Genomic DNA, 23,962 nt, shown 5'->3' with positions numbered 1-23,962 from the left:
CCGCGCGCACGACGCATGGATCTCATCCGGCAATCGATACGATCGGCGGACCAGCCCGTCCGCGCCTGGCTGACACCCCGGCGCGTCGTTGCGTACAGTGCGGTCGCGCTCGCGTGCTACGCGCTGTTCGTCGCCATCTGGGTCTCCGTCGTCCGTCACGCGCCCGCCACCGCGCTGTCGCGCCCGGGCCCCGATTACGCCGTGTTCTGGTCGGCGTCGTACGTGATGCTGCACGGCTCGCCGTGGCAAGCGTACGACTTGCCGACCTTCTCGCGGCTGGCTGCGGAACTGTTTCCGCAGTTCCGGCGCGAAGACCTCGTCGCGTGGCTGTACCCGCCCACCAACCTGCTGCTCGTGACGCCGCTGGCGTTGCTGCCGTATGCAGTCGGCTATCCACTGTTCGTCGCGTTCGGCGTCGTCGTGTTCGGATTCGCCGCCTCCCGCGTATCGGGCCTCGGCGCGATCCCCGGCGCCTCGCGCATCGGCGGGTTCGCGCTGGTCGCCGCCCCGTGCGTGTTCGTCACCGGGATGTTCGGGCAGAACGCGTTCCTGACCGCGTCGTGCGCGGCGCTGGCGGTCTGCTGGGCGGACCGTCGGCCCATGTGGGCCGGGCTCTGCATCGGCCTGCTGTCGGCCAAGCCGCAGATGGCGCTGCTGTTCCCGTTCGTGCTGGTCGCCACGCGCGCATGGCGCACGATCGCGTGGGCCGCGCTGGCCACCACCGCGTTCGCCGCGACGAGCGTCCTGATCTGCGGCATCGAGTCGCTACGCCTGTTCGTCGCCGGCACGGCGCTCGCGCGGTCGCTCCTCCTCGAGCAAGGTGTCGTGTTCTGGCTCGCGTCGCCGGCGCCGTTCGCCGCGTTCCGCCTCGCCGGCCTGCCGCCTGGCGTCGCGTATGCCGCGCAAGCGTGCATTGCGGCGCTGGCGATTGCGGTCGCCTGCCTCGTGTGGACGCGCTCGCGCGACATCCGCTTGCGCGCGGCGGTGCTGGCGGTCGCGACGCTCGCGGCGAACCCGTACGTGTGGCACTACGAACTCGCCTGGCTCGGCATCGCGATCGCGTGCATGCTGGCGATCGGCTGGCAGGACGGCTGGCTGCGCGGCGAGCAGACCGCGATCGCGCTCATGTGGCTGCTGCCGGCGGTCGAATACCTGAACCCCTGGCTGCACTGGCCGCAGATCGGCCCGGCCGTGACGCTGTTCGCGCTCCTCGTGCTGCTGCGCCGCGCCGGCCCGGGGGCTCAAAACGCGAGCCGCGGCGGCACGTATATGCCGTAGTACGGCCCGACGCCGGTCGCGACGCCGGTCATCTTCACGCCTGCGACGAAATGGCCCTGGATGTACTTGTACGAGCCGCCGAGCGACACGTCGATATGGAACGGCGCGAACGCGACGATCGGCACGCTGGTGCTGGTCGCGGTCTGCGTGACGACCGGCAGCACCACCGTCGTGCCGACCGGCACCGACGTATAGAGCGTCGCCTTCACCCCGGTCGCGAGGTTGATGCTGTCGCCGATGTTGAGCGTCGTCGGGTTGCCGGTCACCATCAGGCCGCCCATCGTCGTCGTGTCGGTCGCGGTCGACTGGAACGACGTCCACTGCCCGCCCATGCACAGCAGGCCGTAGGTCTGGCCGTTCGTGATCGAGAATTCGAACGGCTGGCCCGTCAGCGGATTGATCAGCGGCTGGTTGGTCGCCGCGTTCCAGTACAGGTTGTACACGCACTGGTCGATCGCGACCGGAAACAGCCCGCCTGCCCCGACCCCGCCCGGCGCCGCCAGCACCGCCACCGCGGTCGCACTATCGGATGCACCGGGGATCCCCAGCAGCCCGCCAAGCAGCAGCGGAATCGAGCCGCCGTTCACGCCGGGTGCGCGCGACACGGTGACCTGTACCGCCGGCACGTCGTACTGGCCGGGGGTGATGGTCGTCGGCTGCATGGATGCAGGGGTGCGCGTGACGTTCCAGTATCCGGTGGTCACCGTGCCGGTCGACAGCGCCGCGCCGGCCGCCGAGTTCTGCGCGATCACACCGTTCGCCGCCGGCGCGGCCTGCGACCAGTTCACCGCGCCGCCGCTCGGCGACATCATCGCATCGGCCCCCGCGAGCGCGGCCGCGTCGGCCGCGTTCTGCAACTGGTTGTTCACCGTGACCACCCACGCGATGTCGATCGCCAGCGCGCCGAACGACAGCAGCGGAATCAGGAACAGCAGGAAGAACAGCGCCACCGACCCGCGCTGCCGTGCGGAGTCGACGGACGGTGTGGCGGTCACGTCACTCATAGAGCATCACCGACGTCGCCGAGACCGTCACCGGGCCGGTGAGCGCGCTGAACGCGGAACCCAGCACGAGCCCCGAATACGTGTAGGTCACGGTCACCGTCAGCGCGGTGCCCGCCGTCGTGCCGTTCGCCTGCGTCACGGTCACCGCCGGTGTCGTCGCGGCACCGCCGGTGATCAGGCTGTTCTGCATCGCGTTCTGCGCAATGCTGGCGATCTGCGTCGTGGTCAGCATCGGCACGCGCAACATGACGCCGGCGCGCGCCGCCTCGCGGCTCGCGTTCGTGATGACGGCCTTGTCGCACAGGAGCAGGCTCGTATCGATGATGCCGATCAGCACCATCAGCAGGAACGGCAGCATCAGCACGAATTCGAGGGACACGACGCCGCGCGCATGGCGGGCGCCCGTCGCCCCGCGTGTCATTTTGCGGCCCCCGCACCCGGCGGCACGACGCCCGGCTCCAGCGCCGCGCCGGACAACGGCGGCGCGCGACCGGCCACCCCGGCGCCCCCGCGCGACGCAAGCCGCGCGCGCACCGCCTGGTAGAAGCGCAGGTTGTCGGCCACCGCCGACGCGGGCATGTCCGCCGCCAGCAGCTTCTTCGCCGAATCGGTGTTGCCGAGCACGCCGTACGCGAACGCGAGGTTCTGGCGCGCCTGCCACGGCGCGGACGGCAGCCCGGCGACGTCGAGCAGCACGTTCACGCCTTCCCGTGGCCGGTTGCTCAGCACGAGCGACAACCCGAGGTCGACACGCAGCCCCTGCGCGTCCGGATGCGCGCGCAGCGCGTCGCGATACACGACCTGCGCATCCGCATGACGCCCCTGCAGGTCGAGCACGGTGCCGAGCCCTTCCGCCGCGAGCGGATGGTTCGGTTGCGCGGCCAACAGATCGCGATAGCGCTGCGCGGCTTCGTCGAGGCGTCGCTGCCGCAACGCGACGCGCGCCAGCCCGAGCCGCGGGCCGAGCTCTGCCGGCGCCTGCCGCTGCGCTTCGTCGTACAGGATCCGCGCGCGCTCCAGGTCGCCGGCGCGGTAGTTGACGTCGCCGAGCCCCAGGCGCGCCGCAAGCGAATCGGGATGCTTCGCGAGCACCTTCTCGTACAGCGTCGACGCGAGATCGACGTTGCCGCCGGCGAGCGCGCTGTCGGCGATGCGCAATTCGGCCTGCGGATCGTCGCTCTTGTGCGACAGCACCGGCCGCGTCTGGATGCCCGGCGCACCGCAGCCGCCGGCCAGCACCGGCAGCACGGCCGCGAGCGCGAACGCACGTGCGACGGATCGTGTCATCTGAATACCTCAAGCAGGCGAATCGCCGCCGGGCCCGCCGCGATCAGGCAGACCGTCGGCAGGATGAACAGCATCATCGGCAGCGTGATCTTCGGCGCAAGCTTCGCGGCCCGTTCCTCGAGCGCGACGATCTGCTCGGTGCGCTCGGTGCGCGACAGCGTGCGCAGCGCCTGCGTGATCGGCGTGCCGAACCGCTGCGACTGCGTCAGCGTCGTCGCGAGTGAGCGCGCCGACGTGAAATCGACGCGCGTCGCGAAATGCGCGAGCGTCGCGGACACGTCGCCGCTCAGCGTCAGCTCGTCCGCGCACACGGTCAGCTCGTCCGCGAGCGGCGGGCAGATGCGCGCCAGTTCGTGCGCGACGCGCCGGATGCCCGACGCGAGGCTGTTGCCGGCCATCGTGCAGATCACCAGCAGGTCGAGCGCATCCGGAAAGCACGCGGCGATGATGCGCCGCCGCCGCCGGATCATCGCGCCGAGCACGTATTCCGGCACGATCACGCCGATCACGAACGCGGCGATCATCGCCAGCGCGCGGATCACGAAGTATTCGCCGAAGCGCGGAATCAGCGGGCTGAACACGATCGCGCCGCACGCGAACAGCACGCCGCAGCTCAGCTTGATCCCGATCATCACCGACACCGCGCGGCGTTCGCGAAAGCCCGCGCGCGTCAGCTGCAGGCCGAGTTTCACGCGCTGCATCGGGTCGAGCACCGGCAGCCGTTCGCCGAGCTGCGCGAGGCGGCGCGTCAGGTCCAGGCGGACGCCGCCCGGCTGCAGCCACCCCGCCACCGGTGCCGGCGGATGCTGCCCGGCGGCCAGCCGCACGCGCGCGGCGATTCGCTGGCGGGTACTGCCGCCGGGCGTGGCGAGCGCCACCGCGACACAGCCGAGCAACAACAGCAACTCGAGGCCACGGGCGGCCAGTATCGACATCGTCATCGCGCGGTATCCAGTTTCGAGATCTTGCGGATCACCAGCAGGCCGACCGTCAGCAACCCGGCGGCGAGCGTCAGCATCGTGTGCCCCGGGTGCGTCGTGAACAGCAGCATCACGTAGTCGCGGTTCACGAGGAACAGCGCGCCGATCATCACGAACGGCACCGCCGAAATGATGTTCGTCGTGATGCGCCCTTCGGCGGTCAGCGCGCGGGTCTTCAGGCGGATGTCGCGGCGCGTGCGGATGATGCTCGACAGCTCGTCGAGCGTTTCGCCGAGGCTGCCGCCGGTCTCGCGCTGCAGCAGCAGGTAGACGGTGAAGAACGAGAAGTCCGCGATCATCAGCCGATCCGCCGCGTGCGTCAGCACGTCCTTGAGATCCGCGCCGACACGCAGGCTGTCGCCCATCGAGCGAAACGTCGCGCGTACCGGCTCGGCCGCGCTGTCGCCGACCATGCTGATCGCCTGCGTGACCGGAATGCCCGCGCGCACGGCCCGCACGATCACGTCGATCGCGTCCGGGAACGCTTCGAGAAAACGAATCCGGAAGCGCTCCACCAGCGCACGGTAGCTGGCGCGCATCGCGACCAGCGGCAGCCCGGCGTAGATCAACGGACGCAGGAAGCCCGGCGGCCCGATCAGCTTCACCGCGACGATCGCCGCGATCGCACCGGCGATCGTGCTCGCGACGACGATCCTCACGCCGCCCTTGCCGCCGACCGCACGCACGCGCGTCACGCGGCGCTGCAGCCACGCGCGCAGGCGGCCTTGCCGGCGCTCGAGGTTGAACAGCGCGACACCGGGCGTGGCGGACGCTCGCCCGTCATGCCCGGCGAGCGACGGCGACAGCCGGCGCATCCGGGCGCGGATGCGCTGGGCCGGCGTGTGGCTCGCGCGATCGAACCACGACGACAGCGCGAGCCCGATCAAGAGGATCATCACGAACGCGCCCGCCGCGAACAGGTCGGCGGCCCTCATTGCCGGAACACCTCGGCGAGCGCATCCTCGACGCCGTAATACGCGGCGCGCGCCGCGAATCCCGGCCGCAATGGCGATGCGTCGAACACGCCCTTCACCGCGTCGCGCGTCGTATCGCCTTCCTGACGGAACACGAACAGGTCCTGCGTGATGACCACCTCGCCTTCCATCCCGACGATCTCGGTGATTCGCGTGACGCGCCGCACGCCGTCGCGCATTCGCTCGATCTGCACGAACAGGTGCACGGCGCTCGCGATCTGGCGCCGGATCGACAGCAACTGCAGGTTCGCGTTCGCCATCATGACCATGCTCTCGAGCCGGCTGACCGCATCGCGCGGCGAATTCGCGTGAATCGTCGTCATCGAGCCGTCGTGCCCCGTGTTCATCGCCTGCAGCACGTCGAACGCCTCGGGGCCGCGAATCTCGCCGAGGATGATGCGGTCGGGCCGCATGCGCAGTGCGTTGCGCACGAGATCGCGCTGGGAAATTCCGCCCAACCCCTCGGTATTTTCCGGCCGTGTTTCGAGGCTTACGACGTGCGGCTGCAGCAACTGCAGCTCGGCCGCATCCTCGATCGTCACGATCCGTTCGTGCTGCTCGATGTGCTGCGACAGCGCGTTGAGCAGTGTCGTCTTGCCCGAGCCGGTGCCGCCCGAGATCACGATGTTCAGCCGGCACGCGCACGCAACCTTCAGTACCTGCAGCATCGGAGGCGAGATGTTGCCCTGCTGCGCCATCCGCGCGAGCGTGATGTCGCGCTTCGCGAACTTGCGGATCGAGATCGACGTGCCGCGCATCGCGATCGGCGGCAGCACGACGTTCACGCGGCTGCCGTCGGCGAGGCGCGCATCGACCATCGGACTGCTCTCGTCGACGCGACGCCCCACCGCCGCCGCGATCCGCTGCGCGACGCTCGCCACGTGCGCGTCGTCGCGGAACTTCAGCGACGTGAGTTCGAGCCGGCCCGCGCGCTCGACGTAGACCTGGTCGGGCCCGTTGACGAGGATGTCGGTGACCGTGTCGTCGGCGAGCAGCGGCTCGATCGGCCCGACGCCGAACATGTCGTTCAGGATCGCATCGACGATCAGCACCTGCTCGCCGGCCGTGATCTTCAGCCGCTCGCGATCGACCGTGTGCGCGGCCACCTGCTCGATGCCGGCGCGCACTTCGTCACGCGTCTTCATCAGCGCCGCCGACATGTTCATCGACGCAAACACCGCGGTGCGGATCGCGTCGAACTTGCTCGACCGGATCAGCGCGTGGGTATCGGCGGCCACCGATGTGCGGGTCGGGGCCGGCGCAGACTCGGGCGAAGGTGCGTCCACCGGCGCCGGGGCAGGCTCGTTCGCCACGGCGGGCGTCACGGCCGGCACGGGGTCCGCCGGCGGCCGGTTGCGGGTACCGAACGTCACGATCCCTTCCTCCACTTGACGAGCCGCGCGTACCACGGCTCGGCGACGACCATCGGTTCGCCGGTGATGCCGTTCGCGAGCTGGCGGATCTGATCCAGGAAGCCGTTCCGCTTCGCGCCTTCGATCGGCTCGCCGAGATTCTCGGCAACGGCGAGCGTCTGCGGCTCGTGCGGCAGCTCGTGCAGCTTCGCGCCGCCGAACGCGTCCTCGAAATCGACCGGCTCGACGCGGCCCGCGACCGGCGCGAGCGGATTGTTCAGCACCATCGACAGCAGCCGCTCGCCGGGCAGCTCCCGCACGAAGCGCACGAGCCGCGCGGCTTCATAGGCGGCATGCACCGAACGGTCGACCACGACATGGACGAGATCGGACGCCGCGAGCGCGTCCTCGAGCAGCTTGCCCGCGCCGCTCCCGACGTCGAACAGCACGTAATGGAAGCGGTCCTTCAGCATGTCGACCAGGCGCGCGACGGCCTCGTCGACCAACGGCGCGTCGGCGCCATACGCCAGTTCGGCGGACAGCACGTGCAACCGGTCGCCCTTCGTCACGAACATGCGCTCGAACAACGCGTCGTCGGGACGCTGCCCCATGTTCAGCAATTCGATCAGCCCGTTGTTGCTGGACAGCCCGAACATCGAGTTCGCGCCGCCGCCATGCAGGTTCAGGTCGACGTAGGCCACGCGGCGGCGCTTCTCGCCCGCCAGGAAGCGCGCGAGGCTCACCGTGATCGTGGTCGCGCCGACGCCGCCGCGCGCGCCGACGAAGCTGACGACCTTGCCGGTGCGCGCCTGGACGACCGATTCCGTCGCGGTCAGCGCACGCCGCATCAGCTCGACGGTCAGCGGCTTGACGATGTAGTCCTGCACGCCGATGCCGAGCAGGTTGCGAAACAGCCCGACGTCGTTCTGCGTACCGATCGCGATGACCCGCACCGACGGATCGCACACGTCGGCGAGCCGCATCAGGTCCGACACCGGCAGCACCGAATCCGACACGTCGATGACGAGCTGGCGCGGTGAACGCTCGTACTGCTGCAGCAGCCGGATCGCATCGTCGCAGGTGCCCGCCTGCAGGTGGGTGCGCGTGATCGACAGCTCCTGCGCGACGCGGCGTATCACGTCCTCGCTGCCCGAATCGGCGACGACCGCGACGAGATCGGCCGCGCCCGCGGACACGGCGCGCCGGGCGTTCTGACGGTCGAGGAGGTTCATGGGCGGCATCGTGATGGCATCCGGGTCCGGTCAATGGCTGGGCGAGCCGGTCGTCAGCGTCTTGCCTGGCGTCGGCTGCTTCACGCGATCCTCGACGTAGCGGCGCACCGCGTCGGCCGCGGTCTGCGCGTCCGCGCCACCGTACGGTACGGGCGCGACGAGATCCTCCGGCCGCGCGAGCATTGCCGCGAGGTTCGAGTAGGTCGCGCAGCCGAACGGCATGCCGGGCCGCGCAAACCCCGCGTCGACGAGATGCGACGGCTGCATCAGCTTCGCGCAATCGGGCGGCACCGCATGCGTGCCGTCGAAGCCGATCGACCGCGCATCGGGCAGGTTGACCGGCGGCGGCGCCGACAGGCAGCCTGCGAGCACCAGCGGCAGCAGGGCGGCAACGGTCGATCGGGTTCGCATGTGCGCTCCTCCGGTTCAGTACACGAAGCCCGCGGCGCCGACGAGGCGCGGCGTGTCGCCCGACAGCAGGTCGAGCCCCAGGTTGTGCTGCACCGCGAACTCCAGGTCGCTGCTCGGCCGCGCGACGGTGTCGATCGCCTGCTCGAGCTGGCCGGGCCCGGCCGGCTGCACGATGTACGGCGTGACGATCACGACCACCTCGGTCTTGTTGTCCTGGAAGTTCTTCGACGAAAACAGCCGGCCGATGATCGGCAGCCGGCCGAGCCCCGGAATCTGCGACACGGTGTCGGCCGTCTGGCTCTGCAGCAGCCCGCCGATCGCGAAGCTCTGCCCGCTCGACAGCTCGACCGTCGTGTCGACGCGCCGCACCGTGAGCCCCGGCACCTTGACGCCGCCGGTCGTCACGCTGTTGTTCGCATCGACCTCGCTCACCTCCGGCCGCACCTTCAGGCTGATCCGGTTGTCGGCGAGCACGGTCGGCGTGAAGTCGAGCGACACGCCGAACGGCTTGAACTCGACCGTGATCGCGCCGGTCGACGAACCGGCCTGCGCCACCGGGATCGGAATCTCGCCGCCCGCGAGGAAGCTCGCGGTCTCGCCGGACATCGCCGTGAGGTTCGGTTCGGCGAGCATCGTGATCAAGCCCTCCTGGTCGAGTGCGTCGAGCACGACGTCGATCGACCAGCGCCCCGCGCGGAACCCGCCGAGCACCGAGAAGGCGCCCGTCGGCGACAGGTTGAACAGGCCGTTCGTCGGATCGAACAGCGTGCGTCCGTTGAACAGCCCGCCGACGAAGTTGCCGGCACCGCCCAGCGAACTCCAGTTGATGCCGAGCTGCTGCGTGATGTTGCGGCTCACCTCGGTCACCCGCACGCGCAGGTTCACCTGGATCGGGCGCGACAGCGTGAGCCGGTTGACGATCTTTTCCTTGTCGTGCAGGTACGGGGTGAGCGACTGCATCACGGCGTCCGCGTCGGCCGCGCTCGGCACCTTGCCCGACACCATCAGCGAGCCCGGCGCACCGGACACCGACAGCTTCAGCTGCGGAAAGCGGCTGTCGAGCACACCCTGCAGCGACGCCGTGTCGACCTGCACGATCACCGTCTTGCGCAGGATCGGACGATGGTTCGCGCCGAGTGCGATCAGCGTGGTCGTGCCCGCCTTCTTGCCGAACACGAATACGGTGCGCGGCGACGGCACCTGGATGTCCGCGATGGCCGGATCGGCGACGAACATCGCGGTCGCGGGCTCGGGCAGCGACAGCAGTTCTCCCTTGCCGGTCGCGATCGACAGCGCCGCGCCCGCGTCCGGCGACCGCGCGACCTGCGCGAATGCGCCCCCGGACGCAAAGACGCAGGCCAGGCACCAGAAAGCGATCCAACGAACCATGCGCACCATGCGTGTTCCCGTCAAATGCCGGCCGCCGGGCGGCCGGCCCGAATCGTCAATCCGTCACTGCGCCGCCACTCCTGCCGGCTGCGTAGTCGCATCCGCCGCGACATTGGCGCCGCCCGTCGTCGTGGGCATCGCGGGCATCGCGGGTATCGCCGGCCAGGCCGGCAGCCCGGACGGCAGCGGTGGCACGCCCGGCGTGCCGGTACCGCCGCCACGCGATCCGTCGTCGACCGACGAACCGCGATAGATCACGACCGCATTGCTCCGCCACGCCGGCCGCGCGCCCGTCTCCGGCCGGGCGGACGGTTCGCGTGCGACCTCGCGGGCCGCGCGCGACACGTCGCCGGCCCACACGGGCTGCGTATCGGGCTCCTGCTCGTCGCCGCCCGCCGGCTGCCGCCGGTCGCTCGTCGCGAAACTGCGCAGTGCGAGCGACAGCGAGCCGAGGCGTGTCGCCACCAGCACGACCTGCGCGGTACGCGGCGCGACCTCGAGCGTGACCGTGCGTGCGCGGGCCGTCGCGTCCGGCGCGCTTGCCGGCGCCTTCACGCGCTGGAATTCGGAACCGACCGCGAGCACGCGCGCGCGCCGCACCACCGTCTCCGCTTCGAACGTGCCGGGCGACGTCGCCGAGCCGCCGATCTGCTGCGTCAGCAGCACGTCGACGAAGTCGCCCGGCTGGATCAGCCCCGCGTTGCCCGACACGTCGTCGACCGGCACCGAGATCGCGCGCATGCCGGGCTGCAGCGCGGCCGCGAGAAAATCCGGCGCACCGGCCGGAATCACGTTCTCGACGCGAATCGGTGCGCCGGCACCGACGTGGCTGCGCAGCAGCGCACCTTTCAGGTCCGCGCCCGGCTGCGACTCGACGAACGCGCCAGCCGGCACCTGCGCGCGCGGCATGCGCTTCCACGCAAGATCGTTGTCGCGCAGCAGCAGCCCTTCCGGCAGATCGGCAGCCGCAACCCGCACACGCGCCTGATCCGTTTCGGCGGGCACCGACGGCGTCGACGCGGCGACGTACAGTTCGCGCAGCATGAACGCACCGATGCCGGCGGCAACGACGAGCACGGCCAGTCTCAGCGGTTTGGGCATGGCGGCGTGCGTCCCCCCGGCTAGGTCAGCGAAACCGTGTGTGGAAACGATACCCAGACGGCCAGCGTGCCGCCGAGCGCGAGCGCAACGCCGTACGGCACGCCGCGTGCGGCGACCGCGCGGACCGGCGCGGCGCGCCGCGGCCGTGACGCCAGCAACGCGAGGCCGCACAACGCACCACCCGCGCCGATGCCCGTCAGCACCGGAAACACCAGTGCCGGGCCGGCCCACAGGAATACCGCCGCCGCCAGCTTGACATCGCCTCCGCCGATCCAGCCCGCGTGGCGCATGCCGGCGAACAGCAGCAGCATCGCCGCGCCGGTCGCGACATGGCCGGCCAGCGGCGCGAACCCGTCGCGTGCGAGCGCCGCCGCGACGAAATACAGCGCCGCGAACGCCAGCACCACGCGATTGGACAGGCGCCGGTCGCGCAGATCCTGCGCGGCGAGCGAGGCCAGCAAGACCGTGGCCACCGACTGCACGAGCGTGAGCATGGGAGAGCCGTCCGTCGACACGCCCCGGCCGGATACGTTCTACCGCTGCGAATCCCGGTGTTCGTCGGTGGCGCGCGGGTTCAGGGGATCAGATCAGGCTCGTCACCTTGTTGATCAGCGTCGTGAACACGCTCGGCAAGCCGCCGCTGGTGCTGCTGAGGATCACGCCGACCGCCGCCAGCGCGACCACGACGATTCCGGCGAGCACCGCGTATTCAAGCGAGCTGACGCCACGTTCGTCACGCAGCAGGGACTTGACGTATTGCAGCATGGCAACCTCCGTGTAACGGGTCGGTGACCGACCGTTGAACGCAAAGACGCTCCGTTGCTCCGGTGGTTGCGCAGGGCATTCGCCCATTGCTATCCATGCGTGCGACCCTGGCACAAGGTCGTTCGCATCCCCCGGAATTCTCTCTCTCGATCACTGCAACACGCGGCGTGCAACGACGACATGGGTCGTTGCGTGTCTGCATCCGTGGGGCGGTATTCCCGCACGATGCAACCGCGCTGATTCGTCTAGGGTATAGACAATTTTTCAGGCGAATTCAAATTATTTGGCGTCGGAATGCATTTATGGATTCCACCCTGCAACGATGAAATCCATCCGTTCATTTGCGGTCATTTTTTCTCGACGCAGGTCGAATGGTTCGCCTATCGGAACAAACGTGGCGACGGTTGCATCGCGCGATTTACCGACCCTGTTTTCATTCGATTTATCGCATGCGGGGTCGATCCGCATGCGCGCATCTCGCCGCGCCCGGCCTGCCTTCCCGGCAAACATGACGGCCTCGCATCATGTTTCCCCCGCGACCCGCCCGCGCTTATCCACCCTGATTCGGCCAGTGATCCCCGCGTGAATCTACGCTCGCCTTCAGCGCGACTTTTCAATCTTCCATTGCCTGATTCCGCGGCCGGCTTCAATCGACTTGATTGGAATCCTGATTGAATGTCAGATGCATGTGAATGCCGTTCTCATCCGGATAGAACGAAACGCCCGGCGCGGCAACCCGCCAAGCGGCGATAAGCATAGTTCAAATCGTTGCTTGTCCGGCCCCGGGGCGCCATCGAGAATGCGTCGACGGGCTGCCGCCCGGCCTCGCTCCCCAACGTTCCGGATCCATCGATTCATGCTTCCACTGCGTCTGCTTCGATCGCTGCTGATCGCGTCCCTCATTGCGTTGCCGGCTGCCGCCGCGCACGCCGACAAGCCCGCCACCATCCGCATCGGCGTCGCCCAGCAAGGCGCCGGCGATCCGCCGACGTTCGGCGGATCGAGCGCCGCCACTGCGCAGTTGCAGCAGCTGGTCGAAAAGGAATTCGCGGCCGACGGCATCAAGGTGCAGTGGCTGTTCTTCAAGGGCGCGGGGCCGGCCGTCAACGAGGCGATCGCCAACAAGGCGCTCGACTTCGCATACCAGGGCGACCTGCCCGCCGTGCTCGCGCGTGCGAACGGAATCAAGACGCGCCTGCTGCTCGCCGCGAGCGTGCGCTCGGGCGTCAAGATCGCGGTGCCGCCCGACTCCACCATTCGCTCGATCAAGGATCTGAAGGACCGTCGCGTGTCGATCTTCCGCGGCACCAACCTGCAGCTCGTCGCCGACAACGCGCTCGCGAAAAACGGCCTCAATGAACGCGACCTGCGCGTGATCAACCTCGACGCCGCGAGCGCGCTCGCCGCACTCGCGTCGAAAGGCATCGACGCGTCGGTGGGCGACTACCAGCTGTACAAGCTGCGCGACGCCGGGCTCGCGAAGATCATCTACGAATCGCAGAACGACGGCCCGCAGCTCACGCGCCAGACCCACCTGCTCGTGCTCGACGATTTCGAGCGCGCGCATCCGGACATCGTGCAGCGTGTCGTCACCGCGCTCGTGAAGGGCGCTCAATGGTCGTCCGATGAAGCGAACCGCGATGCGCTGTTCAAGCTGTGGGCGAAGAGCGGCGTGCCGGTTTCGTCGTGGCAGGCCGACTATGCGAACCAGCGCCTGAAGGATCGCCTGTCGCCGCTGATCGATCCATTCGTCGTCGCGCGCTACAAGTCCGTCGCGCAGGATGCGCTGGCGCTGAAGCTGATCCGCCAGCCGGTCGACGTCGACGGCTGGTTCGAGCCGAAGTATGTCGACAATGCGCTGCGCACGCTGAAGCTCGAAAACTATTGGCAACGCTACGACGCGGCCGGCAAGCCCCTTTCCTGACCCGGACCCGCCCCCGATGAGCGACACCGCGTTTTCCATCCCGTCATCCGAGCGCCACGCGCTCGCCGCGTCGCCGCACCGTGCGGCGGGCGTAAAACGGTGGTCGTGGCGGCTCGCGCCGTGGCTGCTGCCCGCGCTGCTGTTCGCGCTGTGGAGCATCGGCAGCGCGCGCGGCTGGATCGCGCCGCAAATCCTGCCGCCACCCGAACGCGTGTTCGACGCGCTTGCCGATCTCGCGACGAGCGGCGATCTCGTGCGCCACACGCTGATCAGCCTGCAGCGCGTGCTGGTCGGCTTCGCGGCCGGCACGCTGCTCGGCTTCGCGACCGGCGTCGCACTCGGCCTGTCGCGCACGCTGGAAGCGTACGTCCTGCCCAGCTTCAATGCGCTCGTGCAGATTCCGGTGCTCGGCTGGCTGCCGTTCCTGCTGCTGCTCGTCGGCGTCGGCGAACCGCTCAAGTACCTGCTGATCGCGCATGCGGCGCTCGTCCCCGTCACGCTGAGCACGTTGCAAGGGTTTCGCCAGACACCGCCCGCGCTCGATGAAGTCGCCGGCGTGTTCGGCTACACGCGCCGGCAACGCATCGCGCACGTCGTGCTGCCTGCCGCGATCCCGACGCTCGCAACCGGCGTGCGGCTCGCGTTCACGAAATCGTGGCTCGCGCTCGTCGTCGTCGAGCTCGTCGCATCGTCCGAAGGGCTCGGCTACCTGATCGTGTACGGGCGGCAACTGTTCCAGCTCGATCTCGTGATGGCGGCCGTGATCGTCGTCGGGGCGGTCGGCCTGCTGATCAACCGGCTGCTCGACGCGCTCGAAGCGCGCCTGCGCCGCGGCGTGCCGTCGGCGTTCCGCGGCTGAACCGCCGGCCCTGCCCGCGCCACCGAAGGAGTCCCACCCTTGACGTATCCTGCTGCCGCGCCTGACGCCACCCCGCCTGCCTCTACGGCCACCCGCCGCCTGCGCGCGCCCGACTGGCGCGGCTTCGTGCTGCCGCTCGTCGCGTTCGCGCTGTGGTGGGCGATCGCCTCCGCCCACCTCGTGAGCAGCGGGCTGCTGGTCGGCCCGGCCGACGTGCTGCACACCGCGTGGGCGCAGGCGACGAGCGGTGCGCTCGGCCGCGCGCTATCCGCGTCGCTCGCACGTGAAGCCTGCGGTTTCGCGCTTGGTGCGACGGGCGGGCTGCTGCTCGGCGCCGCGCTCGGGCTGTCGCGCGTCGCCGCGCGGATGGTTGGCCCGAGCTTCGACACGTTCAAGCAGATCTCGCTGTTCGCATGGATTCCGCTGATTTCCGTGTGGTTCGGCCTCGGCGACGTCGCCAAGGTCGTGTTCCTGTCGCTCGCCGCGCTGCTGCCCGTCGCCGCGCACACCTGCGACGGCATTCACGCGGTGCCGCGCGCCTATGTCGACGTCGCCCGCGCGCTGCGCTACTCGCGGCTTCAGCTCGTCCGCCATGTGATCCTGCCGGCCGCGCTGCCGTCGATCTTCACCGGGCTGTATCTCGGCCTGATCTATTCGTGGCTCGCGACGCTCGGCGCCGAATACCTGCTGGTCGCCGGCAGCGGGATCGGCAACACGCTGATCGACGGCAGCGAGCAGTTCCGGATGGATCTCGTGCTGTTCGGGATCATCGTCGTCGGCGTGACCGGCTGGGCGCTGAACGCGATCGCACGGGCGATCGAACGCAAGGTGCTGGCCCGGCGCGGCGACCTGCCGCGCTGATCGACCGTTCCTTCCCCGCCACCCTCTTCCTCGCACCGCCATGACGACCCTCGCCTCCGATTCGCTCGACATCCTCCACGTCAGCAAGCATTACGCGCAACGCGGCGCTACGCTCGCCGTACTCGACGACGTGTCGCTGCACGTGCGCGCCGGCGAATTCGTCACGATCGTCGGCGCGAGCGGTTGCGGCAAGTCGACGCTGCTGCGGCTGATCGCCGGGCTCGACGCCGACTACGCGGGCGAGATCCGGGCCGGCGCCGAACGCGTGCGCGACACGTCGCTGCAGCGCGGGATCGTGTTCCAGGATCACCGGCTGTTCCCGTGGCTGACCGTCGCGCAGAACATCGAGGCCGCGCTGCGCAACGCGCCACTCGACGCGGCCGCGAAGCGGCGCGCGGTTGCCGATCACATCGCGCTGGTCGGGCTGAACGGTTTCGAGGATGCGTACCCGAACCAGCTGTCGGGCGGGATGGCGCAGCGCGTCGCGATCGCGCGCGGCCTCGTGAACCGCCCGCGCGTGCTGCTGCTCGACGAGCCGTTCGGCGCGCTCGACGCGCAGACGCGCGCGCGGATGCAGAACGAACTGCTGCGCATCTGGGAACAGGAGCGCATCACGATGATCCTCGTCACGCACGACGTCGACGAAGCCGTGTATCTCGGCGACCGCGTCGTGACGATGGCGCCGCGCCCGGGCCGCATCGAACGCATCGTCGAGGTCGCGTTACCGCGCCCGCGCCGGCGCGATTCGCCGGAATTCGCGCGGTTGCGCGACACCGTGCTCGCCGATTTCGACGACAGCGAACCGCCGGGCGACGATCGCCCGGGCGGCAAGCGCATCGACACGCCGCGCCCGCACCGGATCGGCGAGTGGCGGCTTGCGTGGTAGCACGCATGACGCGCCGGGTTGTTCAGCATGACGATGCATATCGATCGTCGCTGCGCACACGCTAAGGTTGTGACGATTCATCGGTTCCGATTGCGCGCGGTCCCTGCTTGAATGGAGACTCGACCGACCCGACTCCAGGAGACTCCCGATGTCCGAAGTCCAGCACGCCGCTCACCCGTCTTCGCATGCTTCGCACGCCGCGCCGCGCACGGCCGCCACTCCGCTCCAGCTTCGCCAGGTCGCCGGTCGGATCGGCGCCGAGATCGCCGGCGTGCGGCTGTCGGGCACGCTCGATGACGCGACGTTCGACGCGATCCAGGCCGCGCTGCTGCGCCACAAGGTGCTGTTCTTCCGCGGCCAGCACCATCTCGACGACACCGCGCAGGAAGCGTTCGCACGCCGCTTCGGCACGACCGTCGCGCACCCGACCGTGCCGTCCGTCGACGGCAGCGCACACCTGCTCGAACTCGATTCCGCGCACGGCGCGCGCGCCAATTCGTGGCACACCGACGTGACGTTCGTCGATGCGTACCCGAAGATCTCGATCCTGCGCGCGGTCGTGATTCCGCCGTTCGGCGGCGATACCGTGTGGGCCAACACGGCCGCCGCGTACACGAACCTGCCCGACCCGCTGCGCGCGCTCGCCGACACGTTGTGGGCGCTGCATACGAACGCGTACGACTACGCGTCGACGCACGTGCATGCCGACGATACGCAACTGAAGCGCTACCGCGAAGTGTTCACGTCGACCGTCTACGAAACCGAGCACCCGGTCGTGCGCGTCCATCCGGAAACCGGCGAACGCACGCTCGTGCTCGGGCATTTCGTGCAGCGGCTCAAGGGGCTGTCGGCGCAGGATTCCGCGCATCTGCTGCAGGTGTTCCACGAGCACGTGACGCGTCTCGAGAACACCGTGCGCTGGAACTGGCAGGAAGGCGACGTGGCGATCTGGGACAACCGCGCGACGCAGCACTACGCGATCAACGACTACGGCGATGCGCGCCGTGTCGTGCGCCGCGCGACCGTGCACGGCGACGTGCCGGTCGGCATCGACGGCCGCCAGAGCGTCGTGCTGAAGGGGCCGGGCGCGACGCTGCAATAACGCGCGCGTCCCGCGGCGGCGGCGCGCCGTGCGCGCCGCCGCGCCCGCCCCGCTTTCTGCTACCGGACACCGACCATGCCCTTCCCGCCACCGGACCGACGCCTGCACGCGCAACGATGTCGGCCCTCCATCCCGTTCACTTCCGCCAGGAGCGTCGCATGAGCGCCCTACTCGAACCCGTCTCCCAGCCGGTCGACGTGATCCCGCTGTCCGCCCATATCGGAGCGGAAATCCGCGGCGTCGACCTCACGCAACCGTTGACCACGCCGCAGATCGCGGCGATCCGCGCCGCGCTGCTGAAATGGCGCGTCATCTTCTTCCGCGAACAGTTCCTCACGCACGAGCAGCACGTCGCGTTCTCCGCGCAGTTCGGCGAGCCGACGGTCGGCCACCCGGTGTTCGGGCACGTCGACGGGCATCCGGCCGTCTATTCGGTCGCGAAGCATCGCAAGGCGACGCGCTTCGAAGGCGAGCCGGTGCGCCGGCCGTGGACCGGCTGGCACACCGACGTGACGGCCGCCGTGAACCCGCCGTGGGCGTCGATCCTGCGCGGCGTGACGATCCCGCCCTACGGCGGCGATACGCACTGGACCAACCTCGTGCGGGCGTACGACACCCTGTCCGCGCCGCTGCGCGGCTTCGTCGACGGCCTGCGCGGCATTCACCGCTTCACGCCGCCGGCCGGCGCGCGCGCCACCGGTGCGTTCGACGAGGCGGTCGAACGCCGCCCGCTCGTGACCGAGCATCCGCTCGTGCGCGTGCATCCTGAGACCGGCGAACGCGCGCTGTACGTGAGCCCGAGCTTCCTGAAATCGGTTGTCGGGCTGACACCGCGCGAGAGCCAGGCCCTGCTCGAACTGCTGTGGGAACACGTGACACGGCCGGAATTCACGATCCGCTTCAAGTGGGAACCGCGCAGCATCGCGTTCTGGGACAACCGCGCGACCGCCCACCTCGCGCCCGTCGACATCTTCGATCTCGACTTCGACCGCCAGCTTTATCGCACGACGCTCACCGGCGACGTGCCCGTCGGCCCTGACGGCAGGCCATCGGTCGCACTCGAAGGCTCGCCGGTCGAAGCCGCGGCGGCGGTCGCGCTCAACTGAACCGGCCCGACCTGACGAAAACCGGCGCGCACTGCATCGCGCCGGCCTTTCCCGCCGTCACACCACGCGGACGAAACCATCGTCCGCGTGGCGCTTCCTTCAATCCAGCCAGACCCCATCGAAGCGGTGCCCGCCAAGCGGCGAGAACGTCAGCCCGTGCACGCGCGTGGATACGGGCAGCGACACGATCGACGTCGCGATCGGCGTGAACGGCACCTGGTCCTTGAACACGACCTGCGCCTGTTCGTACAGCGCCGTGCGCTTCGCGACGTCCGCATTGGAACGCGCCGCGTCCACCAGCTTCTCGAAATCCTGGTTGCACCACTTCGCGAGGTTGCTGCCGTGCACCGCGTCGCAACCGAGCAGCGTGCCGAGCCAGTTGTCGGGATCGCCGTTGTCGCCCGACCAGCCGTACAGGATCGCGTCGTGCTGCCCGTCGTGCTTCGCGCGGCGGTTGTATTCGCCCCATTCGTAGCTGACGATCTTCGCTCGCACGCCGATCTTCGCCCAGTCCTGCTGGATCAGTTGCGCCATCAACTGCGCATTCGGGTTGTACGGGCGCTGCACCGGCATCGCCCACAGCGTCAGGTCGAAGCCGTTCGGGAACCCGGCCCGCGCGAGCAGCGCCTTCGCAGCGGCGGGATCGCGCGGCGCGTCCTTCAGGCGCGGGTTGTATGACCATTGCGACGGCGGCATCGGGTTCGTCGCGATCTTCGCGTCGCCGTTGAACACGGTCTTCACGATCGCCGACTTGTCGATCGCGATGTCGAGCGCGCGCCGCACGTCGACGCGGTCGAGCGGCGCATGCTGCGTGTTGTACGCGACGAAGCCGACGTTGAAGCCCATCCCCGAGAACAACGTCAGCTTCGGGTCGCGCCGCACCGTGTCGAGGTCGGCCGGCCGCGGGAACACCGATACCTGGCACTCGCCGGCCACCAGCTTCTGCAGGCGCGCGGCCGGATCGGGCGTGATCGCGAACACGAGATGGGCGAGCTTCACGTCGTCGGGCTTCCAGTAGTCGGGATTCCCGTCGTAGCGAATCAGCGCGTCCTTCTGGTACGTGCGCAGCAGGAACGGCCCGGTGCCGACCGGGAACTGGTTGATGTCGGCCTCGCGATGGCGCGCCGCGAGCTGCGATGCATACTCGGCCGACAGGATCGACGCGAACGCCATCGCGAGGTTGCGCACGAACACGACGTCGGGCGTCTTCAGCACGAAGCGCACCGTGTAGTCGTCGACCTTGTCGATACGCTCGACATTGCGGTCGAAACCGAGATCGCTGAAATACGGGAAGCTGACCGGATAGGCCTTGCGAAACGGATCGTCCGGGTCGAGCATCCGGCGGAACGTGAAGACGACATCGTCGGCCTGGAACGGCCGCGTCGGCTTGAACCACGCGGTGGTCTGGAATTTCACGCCGCGCCGCAGGTGGAACGTGATCGTGCGCTGGTCGGGCGACACGTCCCAGCTCGTCGCGAGCGCCGGTTCGAGATCGAGCGTGCCGCGCTTGAACTGCACGAGCCCGTTGTAGACCGGGTACGTGCTCGCATCGAAATCGGTGCTCGTCGTATGCTGGCCCGGATCGAAGCCGGCCGGGCTGCCTTCGGTGCAATACACGAGCGTCTTGCCGGCCGGCGCGGCGAGCGCCTGCGTGGCCGCGCCGGCGAACAGCAGCGACGCCGCGATGCAGCGCAGGGCGGCAGCGGCATGAGGGATGCCACGCGCGCGACGCGCAGCGGGCGAAACGAAAGCGTTCTTCATGGCGACGGAGATGAGAGAGGGCTGTCATGCAACTGACGACGGCCGATCTTCGCGCGTCGCTCGCCGATCGCTTACCAATTAATTTCGCGTTGCTTATCGCCGTGAATGCATCCCGCTGCCCGTGCATGAAAATGTCCATGCGAGCGCCAGGCGGCCTTCTCCCGCCGCTCTCTTCCGGCCCCCTGCAGATTCTCCCGAAATGGCGCATCGTAGCGGCTGGCACACGCCGGCTCGGGCGCGCCGGGATCCGCCCGGCGGCGCCGCTCCGCCGTTTCCTGGAGGACACACACGATGTCGATCCGCCCCGATACGTCTTCTCGTCCCGTGAAATCGCCGGGCCCCGATCATCCGATCACGGTCGAACCGCATCCGCAGCGCGTCGTGGTCAAGGTGGCAGGCCAGGTCGTCGCCGATACGCGCCGCGCGCTGGCGCTGCGCGAAGCCAGCTATCCGGCCGTGCTCTACATCCCGCGCGAGGATGCCGACATGACGCGGCTGCAACGCACCGATCACGCGACGTACTGCCCGTACAAGGGCGACGCCGCCTACTACTCGATTCCGGCCGGCGGCGAGCGAGCGATCAATGCCGTCTGGACCTATGAAGCGCCGTATCCGGCCGTCGATGCGATCCGCGGACACCTCGCGTTCTATCCGGATCGCGTCGATTCGATCGAGGAAAGCCCGGCCGGCTCCGATTGAGCCTCGCGGCAGCCGTGCGTCGCGCGCCGGGCGGCCGCGCGTGCGACGCCGCGATGTCGCCTGCTCGGCCCGCCGTGCCGGCGCGTTCCGGCCGGTTCCCGTGCGCGTCACCCGTCCGAACGACGCCACCGAGTCCGCCGCTGATTTGCATATGCGGATTCGTTGGTTGGCCGCCGGCCCGCGCGGCCGTATCGTCCTGAATCCGGCGCGGGCCGGCCCGTGGCGCGCAACGCCCGCATCGGGCCCCGCCCTGCGCCGACCGCGCCGCCTATCGCGCGGCCCGTGAACCCGCACGCAGGACGCCTCGATGAACGACACACCGCACGCAGACGTTGAACCGACACCGGCGAATCCGCAGCGCCGCCAGTGGCTGCAAGGCGCGGCCGCCGGACTGGCCGGGCTCGCGCTCGGCCCGCTCGCGGGCCTGCCGGCACACGCGCAAGACAGCGGCACACGGTTGCGCATCGGTTTCCAGAAATACGGCAACTTCGTCGTGCTCAAGGCACGCGGCACGCTGGAGAAGCGGCTCGCGAGCCAGGGCGTCACCGTGCAATGGCTCGAATTTCCGGCCGGCCCGCAGTTGCTCGAGGGCCTGAACGCGGGTGCGATCGACGTCGGCACGGTCGGCGAGACGCCGCCGATCTTCGCGCAGGCGGGCGGTGTCGATTTCGTCTACATCGGCAACGAGCCGCCCGCGCCGCAGGGCGAAGCGATCGTCGTGCTGCCCGATTCGCCGATCCGGAACGTCGCGCAGCTGCGCGGCAAGAAAGTCGCGTTCAACAAGGGTTCGAACGTCCACTACCTGCTCGTGAAGGCGCTCGAACACGCGGGCCTGACGTACGCCGACATCCAGCCGATCTACCTGACGCCCGCCGATGCGCGCGCCGCGTTCGTGCAGCGCAACGTCGATGCATGGGTGATCTGGGATCCGTACCTGGCCGCCGCCGAGCGGCAGATCGGCGCGCGCGTGATCGCGAACGGCGAAGGGCTCGTGCGCAATACGCAGTACTACCTCGCCGCACGCAAGTACGCGGCCGCTCACCCGCAGGTGCTGCGCGCGCTGCTCGACGAAGTCGACGCGGTCGATCGCTGGGCGCGCGACCATGTAGCGGAAGTCGCCACGCAACTGTCGCCGCTCGTCGGCCTCGACGCGCCGACGCTCGAAGTCGCGCTCAAGCGCGCCGGCTACGGCGTGCAGCCGATCACCGATGCGACGCTCGCGTATCAGCAGAACATCGCGGATGCGTTCAGCACGCTGAAGCTGATTCCGGGCAAGCTGTCGGTGGCGAGCGCTCGCTGATGCAAGGCGCGGCAAGCACGCGTCAGCGCACGGAAGCAGAGCCGATGCGCCGCCATTCGTCGTAGTCGGTGACGAGGCCCGCTTCGTCGACCGCGATATCGGCCGCATACGTACCGCTTTCGTAGCGGTACACGTGCGCCGCCGTGCGTGTATAACGCTGCTCGCCGCGCACGAATTCGAAATCCGGAAAGCGCAGCCAGGCGGTATGGATCACGGCCGCCTCGCCGACGGCCAGCCCGAGCCGCCGGATCGGCAGCGTATTCGTCGACGGGCTGAAACCGAGATCGAGGTCGGTCGCGCCCGCGAGCGCCGGTACGTCGACGCCGTCGATCGTCCACCGCCCCGCGTCGCACGCGATCGCCCACTGCCGCGGCGGCTGCGTGCCGCCCCACTGCGTGATGCGTGCCGAGCGCGTGCGCCAGTCGGCGCCGCATGCGATCGTGTAATCGATCCGAAACGGCGCGCCGTCGATCGCACCCGACACCGATCCCGACAGGTCGATTCCCGTTCGCGACTCGACGAGCCTGCACCATTCGGCCGCCTGCCACGTCTGCACGATCTGCCATGCGACGCAGCGCGTGCGCACCGCTTCATCCTGTTGCGTCATGTCGTCGTCTCCAGTCGATCGCACGGAAGCGGATTGTCGCGCATCGCGCCGGCGAACACACGCGGCATCGGCAGCCGATGGTCAGTATCGGCTCGCCGCCCACCTTCGGGCCGCCCTGCTTTGGTACCATCCGTCGATCGGCATCAACCGGAACCGGACAAGGGGCGCGACTTCATGGATTTGCTGGCGACGATGCGTATCTACGTCAGGGTCGTCGAGCGCGGCACGATGTCCGGCGCGGCGCGGGATCTCGACATGGGCCAGCCGGCCGTCAGCGAGCGCATCGAGCGACTCGAGAAGCATCTCGGCACGCGGCTCCTGTTGCGCAGTGCGCGCACCCTCGCGTGCACGGAAGAAGGCCGGATCTTCTACGCGCGCAGCAAGGAACTGCTCGAAGCGGCCGACGAAGCGGTCGCCTCGGTCTCGAAGACGGAAAACGCACTCGACGGCACGATCCGGCTCGCGGCGCCGCAATGCGTCGGCGAGGTCGTGCTGCCCGGCGTGCTGATGCATGTCCGCAGCGCGTATCCGGGCCTGCACATCGATCTGGTGTTGAACGACGACATCGTCGATCCGGTCACGGAAGGCGTCGACATCTCGATCCGCGTCGGCCAGCTCGGCGACGGCGGGTTCGTCGCGCATCCGGTCGGCGCGGTCGGCCGCCGGCTCGTCGCCGCGCCGTCGTATCTCGAGCGGCACGGCCCGATCGACACGACGGCCGAGCTCGCGAACCATCCGTTCATCCGCGTGAAAGGCGTCTTCGCCAGCGAACGGCTGCCGCTGCAGCACGAAGGCGACGCGCTCGAATACGTGCGCATCCGCACGATCATGACGACGAGCCACTGGCGCCCGATGTTCGACACGATCGTGGCCGGCGGCGGCATCGGCGTGGTCCAGCAGCCGGCCTGCGCCGACGCGCTCGCGGCCGGCACGCTCGTCGAGCTCCTGCCGCGGCATGCGATTCCCGACTTCGCGCTCAACGTGCTCGTGCACGCGCAGCGGCCGCTGCCGCCGCGCGTGCGGGCCGTCGTCGACCTGCTGAAGCAGGATCTCCCGCCGCTGCTGGCCCGCCCTGCCCGATAAC

Annotated in this window: 25 protein-coding genes; 11 read left to right on the top strand and 14 right to left on the bottom strand. The window is 69.2% G+C overall.

Going from position 1 to position 23,962, the window contains the following annotated elements:
* Positions 1-15 precede the first annotated feature (15 nt).
* Positions 16-1,278, top strand: a complete 1,263-nt coding sequence (locus LGN19_RS00915) for a glycosyltransferase family 87 protein (protein ID WP_226212866.1) — start codon at positions 16-18, stop codon at positions 1,276-1,278.
* Here LGN19_RS00915 and LGN19_RS00910 read toward each other — a convergent pair.
* From LGN19_RS00910 to LGN19_RS00855, 12 genes are all read right to left on the bottom strand, one after another.
* Positions 1,242-2,282, bottom strand: coding sequence for a TadG family pilus assembly protein (locus tag LGN19_RS00910; RefSeq protein WP_226212865.1), 1,041 nt, complete (start codon positions 2,280-2,282; stop codon positions 1,242-1,244). The genes LGN19_RS00915 and LGN19_RS00910 overlap by 37 nt on opposite strands.
* Complete coding sequence (locus LGN19_RS00905) at positions 2,275-2,703, bottom strand: TadE/TadG family type IV pilus assembly protein (protein ID WP_226212864.1); 429 nt, start codon at positions 2,701-2,703, stop codon at positions 2,275-2,277. Before LGN19_RS00905 ends, LGN19_RS00910 begins: the two co-directional genes overlap by 8 nt.
* Positions 2,700-3,569 carry a tetratricopeptide repeat protein gene (locus LGN19_RS00900; RefSeq protein ID WP_174958495.1) on the bottom strand — a complete coding sequence of 290 codons (870 nt, stop codon included), beginning with the start codon at positions 3,567-3,569 and terminating at the stop codon, positions 2,700-2,702. Before LGN19_RS00900 ends, LGN19_RS00905 begins: the two co-directional genes overlap by 4 nt.
* Positions 3,566-4,510: a type II secretion system F family protein gene (locus LGN19_RS00895; RefSeq protein WP_226212863.1), complete on the bottom strand. Its 945-nt coding sequence runs from the start codon at positions 4,508-4,510 to the stop codon at positions 3,566-3,568. Before LGN19_RS00895 ends, LGN19_RS00900 begins: the two co-directional genes overlap by 4 nt.
* Positions 4,507-5,484 carry a type II secretion system F family protein gene (locus tag LGN19_RS00890; RefSeq protein WP_226212862.1) on the bottom strand — a complete coding sequence of 326 codons (978 nt, stop codon included), beginning with the start codon at positions 5,482-5,484 and terminating at the stop codon, positions 4,507-4,509. Before LGN19_RS00890 ends, LGN19_RS00895 begins: the two co-directional genes overlap by 4 nt.
* Complete coding sequence (locus LGN19_RS00885; protein ID WP_226212861.1) at positions 5,481-6,896, bottom strand: ATPase, T2SS/T4P/T4SS family; 1,416 nt, start codon at positions 6,894-6,896, stop codon at positions 5,481-5,483. Before LGN19_RS00885 ends, LGN19_RS00890 begins: the two co-directional genes overlap by 4 nt.
* Positions 6,893-8,116 carry an AAA family ATPase gene (locus tag LGN19_RS00880; RefSeq protein ID WP_226212860.1) on the bottom strand — a complete coding sequence of 408 codons (1,224 nt, stop codon included), beginning with the start codon at positions 8,114-8,116 and terminating at the stop codon, positions 6,893-6,895. The genes LGN19_RS00885 and LGN19_RS00880 overlap by 4 nt, the downstream gene beginning before the upstream one ends.
* A 21-nt stretch (positions 8,117-8,137) precedes the next feature.
* Positions 8,138-8,518: a CpaD family pilus assembly lipoprotein gene (locus LGN19_RS00875; protein WP_122949296.1), complete on the bottom strand. Its 381-nt coding sequence runs from the start codon at positions 8,516-8,518 to the stop codon at positions 8,138-8,140.
* A gap of 15 nt (positions 8,519-8,533) precedes the next feature.
* On the bottom strand, positions 8,534-9,916 hold the full coding sequence (locus LGN19_RS00870; RefSeq protein WP_122949295.1) for a type II and III secretion system protein family protein: 1,383 nt from the start codon (positions 9,914-9,916) through the stop codon (positions 8,534-8,536).
* A gap of 54 nt (positions 9,917-9,970) precedes the next feature.
* Positions 9,971-11,008, bottom strand: a complete 1,038-nt coding sequence (gene cpaB / locus LGN19_RS00865; protein ID WP_226212859.1) for a Flp pilus assembly protein CpaB — start codon at positions 11,006-11,008, stop codon at positions 9,971-9,973.
* A 20-nt stretch (positions 11,009-11,028) separates the two neighbouring features.
* Positions 11,029-11,502, bottom strand: a complete 474-nt coding sequence (locus tag LGN19_RS00860; RefSeq protein WP_175221523.1) for a prepilin peptidase — start codon at positions 11,500-11,502, stop codon at positions 11,029-11,031.
* Positions 11,503-11,590: 88 nt separating this feature from the next.
* Complete coding sequence (locus LGN19_RS00855) at positions 11,591-11,773, bottom strand: Flp family type IVb pilin (RefSeq protein WP_041493341.1); 183 nt, start codon at positions 11,771-11,773, stop codon at positions 11,591-11,593.
* Between the two features lie 294 nt (positions 11,774-12,067).
* Between LGN19_RS00855 and LGN19_RS00850 the strand changes: the two genes are divergently transcribed.
* The 7 genes from LGN19_RS00850 to LGN19_RS00820 all read left to right on the top strand — a co-directional run bounded on the left by LGN19_RS00850 (position 12,068) and on the right by LGN19_RS00820 (position 18,511).
* Positions 12,068-12,448: a hypothetical protein gene (locus LGN19_RS00850; protein ID WP_226212858.1), complete on the top strand. Its 381-nt coding sequence runs from the start codon at positions 12,068-12,070 to the stop codon at positions 12,446-12,448.
* A 181-nt stretch (positions 12,449-12,629) separates the two neighbouring features.
* The gene (locus LGN19_RS00845; RefSeq protein ID WP_226212857.1) at positions 12,630-13,697 is read left to right on the top strand and encodes an ABC transporter substrate-binding protein; all 1,068 of its coding nucleotides are present in this window, start codon (positions 12,630-12,632) and stop codon (positions 13,695-13,697) included.
* A 16-nt stretch (positions 13,698-13,713) separates the two neighbouring features.
* Positions 13,714-14,556: an ABC transporter permease gene (locus tag LGN19_RS00840; protein ID WP_226212856.1), complete on the top strand. Its 843-nt coding sequence runs from the start codon at positions 13,714-13,716 to the stop codon at positions 14,554-14,556.
* Positions 14,557-14,595: 39 nt separating this feature from the next.
* Positions 14,596-15,417, top strand: coding sequence for an ABC transporter permease (locus tag LGN19_RS00835; protein ID WP_226212855.1), 822 nt, complete (start codon positions 14,596-14,598; stop codon positions 15,415-15,417).
* A gap of 40 nt (positions 15,418-15,457) precedes the next feature.
* A complete protein-coding gene (locus LGN19_RS00830) occupies positions 15,458-16,303 on the top strand; it encodes an ABC transporter ATP-binding protein (protein ID WP_226212854.1) in 846 nt (281 codons plus the stop codon).
* 148 nt (positions 16,304-16,451) lie between these two features.
* Positions 16,452-17,405, top strand: a complete 954-nt coding sequence (locus LGN19_RS00825; protein WP_174958482.1) for a TauD/TfdA dioxygenase family protein — start codon at positions 16,452-16,454, stop codon at positions 17,403-17,405.
* A gap of 158 nt (positions 17,406-17,563) precedes the next feature.
* Positions 17,564-18,511 (top strand): TauD/TfdA dioxygenase family protein, encoded by a 948-nt coding sequence (locus LGN19_RS00820; RefSeq protein WP_122949287.1) that lies wholly within the window; start codon positions 17,564-17,566, stop codon positions 18,509-18,511.
* A 99-nt stretch (positions 18,512-18,610) separates the two neighbouring features.
* On the opposite strand, the gene LGN19_RS00815 is transcribed toward LGN19_RS00820, so the two are convergent.
* Entirely contained in the window at positions 18,611-20,272 is a 1,662-nt protein-coding gene (locus LGN19_RS00815) for an ABC transporter substrate-binding protein (RefSeq protein WP_226212853.1), read from the bottom strand.
* Between the two features lie 291 nt (positions 20,273-20,563).
* Here LGN19_RS00815 and LGN19_RS00810 point away from each other — a divergent pair, with 291 nt between their 5' ends.
* Entirely contained in the window at positions 20,564-20,971 is a 408-nt protein-coding gene (locus LGN19_RS00810) for a DUF427 domain-containing protein (RefSeq protein WP_174958480.1), read from the top strand.
* 307 nt (positions 20,972-21,278) lie between these two features.
* Positions 21,279-22,271 (top strand): sulfonate ABC transporter substrate-binding protein, encoded by a 993-nt coding sequence (locus LGN19_RS00805; RefSeq protein ID WP_175221515.1) that lies wholly within the window; start codon positions 21,279-21,281, stop codon positions 22,269-22,271.
* A 22-nt stretch (positions 22,272-22,293) separates the two neighbouring features.
* Here the strand turns inward: LGN19_RS00805 and LGN19_RS00800 are convergent, their stop codons facing one another.
* Entirely contained in the window at positions 22,294-22,878 is a 585-nt protein-coding gene (locus LGN19_RS00800; RefSeq protein WP_226212852.1) for a putative glycolipid-binding domain-containing protein, read from the bottom strand.
* Positions 22,879-23,052: 174 nt separating this feature from the next.
* Here LGN19_RS00800 and LGN19_RS00795 point away from each other — a divergent pair, with 174 nt between their 5' ends.
* On the top strand, positions 23,053-23,961 hold the full coding sequence (locus LGN19_RS00795) for a LysR family transcriptional regulator (protein WP_226212851.1): 909 nt from the start codon (positions 23,053-23,055) through the stop codon (positions 23,959-23,961).
* Position 23,962 lies beyond the last annotated feature (1 nt).

Origin of the sequence: Burkholderia sp. AU30198 (assembly GCF_020419825.1) — a bacterium.
Taxonomy (GTDB): Bacteria; Pseudomonadota; Gammaproteobacteria; order Burkholderiales; family Burkholderiaceae; genus Burkholderia.
The sequence above is the reverse complement of the archived record's forward strand: the minus strand, read 5'-3'. Positions and strand labels throughout refer to the sequence as shown.

Bases quoted from the DNA above. Each gene is read 5' to 3' on its own strand.
- LGN19_RS00915 (WP_226212866.1), top strand. From the start codon at position 16: ATGGATCTCATCCGGCAATCGATACGATCGGCGGACCAGCCCGTCCGC.
- LGN19_RS00910 (WP_226212865.1), bottom strand. From the start codon at position 2,282: ATGAGTGACGTGACCGCCACACCGTCCGTCGACTCCGCACGGCAGCGC.
- LGN19_RS00905 (WP_226212864.1), bottom strand. From the start codon at position 2,703: ATGACACGCGGGGCGACGGGCGCCCGCCATGCGCGCGGCGTCGTGTCC.
- LGN19_RS00900 (WP_174958495.1), bottom strand. From the start codon at position 3,569: ATGACACGATCCGTCGCACGTGCGTTCGCGCTCGCGGCCGTGCTGCCG.
- LGN19_RS00895 (WP_226212863.1), bottom strand. From the start codon at position 4,510: ATGACGATGTCGATACTGGCCGCCCGTGGCCTCGAGTTGCTGTTGTTG.
- LGN19_RS00890 (WP_226212862.1), bottom strand. From the start codon at position 5,484: ATGAGGGCCGCCGACCTGTTCGCGGCGGGCGCGTTCGTGATGATCCTC.
- LGN19_RS00880 (WP_226212860.1), bottom strand. From the start codon at position 8,116: ATGCCGCCCATGAACCTCCTCGACCGTCAGAACGCCCGGCGCGCCGTG.
- LGN19_RS00875 (WP_122949296.1), bottom strand. From the start codon at position 8,518: ATGCGAACCCGATCGACCGTTGCCGCCCTGCTGCCGCTGGTGCTCGCA.
- LGN19_RS00870 (WP_122949295.1), bottom strand. From the start codon at position 9,916: ATGGTGCGCATGGTTCGTTGGATCGCTTTCTGGTGCCTGGCCTGCGTC.
- cpaB (WP_226212859.1), bottom strand. From the start codon at position 11,008: ATGCCCAAACCGCTGAGACTGGCCGTGCTCGTCGTTGCCGCCGGCATC.
- LGN19_RS00860 (WP_175221523.1), bottom strand. From the start codon at position 11,502: ATGCTCACGCTCGTGCAGTCGGTGGCCACGGTCTTGCTGGCCTCGCTC.
- LGN19_RS00855 (WP_041493341.1), bottom strand. From the start codon at position 11,773: ATGCTGCAATACGTCAAGTCCCTGCTGCGTGACGAACGTGGCGTCAGC.
- LGN19_RS00850 (WP_226212858.1), top strand. From the start codon at position 12,068: ATGCATTTATGGATTCCACCCTGCAACGATGAAATCCATCCGTTCATT.
- LGN19_RS00845 (WP_226212857.1), top strand. From the start codon at position 12,630: ATGCTTCCACTGCGTCTGCTTCGATCGCTGCTGATCGCGTCCCTCATT.
- LGN19_RS00840 (WP_226212856.1), top strand. From the start codon at position 13,714: ATGAGCGACACCGCGTTTTCCATCCCGTCATCCGAGCGCCACGCGCTC.
- LGN19_RS00830 (WP_226212854.1), top strand. From the start codon at position 15,458: ATGACGACCCTCGCCTCCGATTCGCTCGACATCCTCCACGTCAGCAAG.
- LGN19_RS00825 (WP_174958482.1), top strand. From the start codon at position 16,452: ATGTCCGAAGTCCAGCACGCCGCTCACCCGTCTTCGCATGCTTCGCAC.
- LGN19_RS00820 (WP_122949287.1), top strand. From the start codon at position 17,564: ATGAGCGCCCTACTCGAACCCGTCTCCCAGCCGGTCGACGTGATCCCG.
- LGN19_RS00815 (WP_226212853.1), bottom strand. From the start codon at position 20,272: ATGAAGAACGCTTTCGTTTCGCCCGCTGCGCGTCGCGCGCGTGGCATC.
- LGN19_RS00810 (WP_174958480.1), top strand. From the start codon at position 20,564: ATGTCGATCCGCCCCGATACGTCTTCTCGTCCCGTGAAATCGCCGGGC.
- LGN19_RS00805 (WP_175221515.1), top strand. From the start codon at position 21,279: ATGAACGACACACCGCACGCAGACGTTGAACCGACACCGGCGAATCCG.
- LGN19_RS00800 (WP_226212852.1), bottom strand. From the start codon at position 22,878: ATGACGCAACAGGATGAAGCGGTGCGCACGCGCTGCGTCGCATGGCAG.
- LGN19_RS00795 (WP_226212851.1), top strand. From the start codon at position 23,053: ATGGATTTGCTGGCGACGATGCGTATCTACGTCAGGGTCGTCGAGCGC.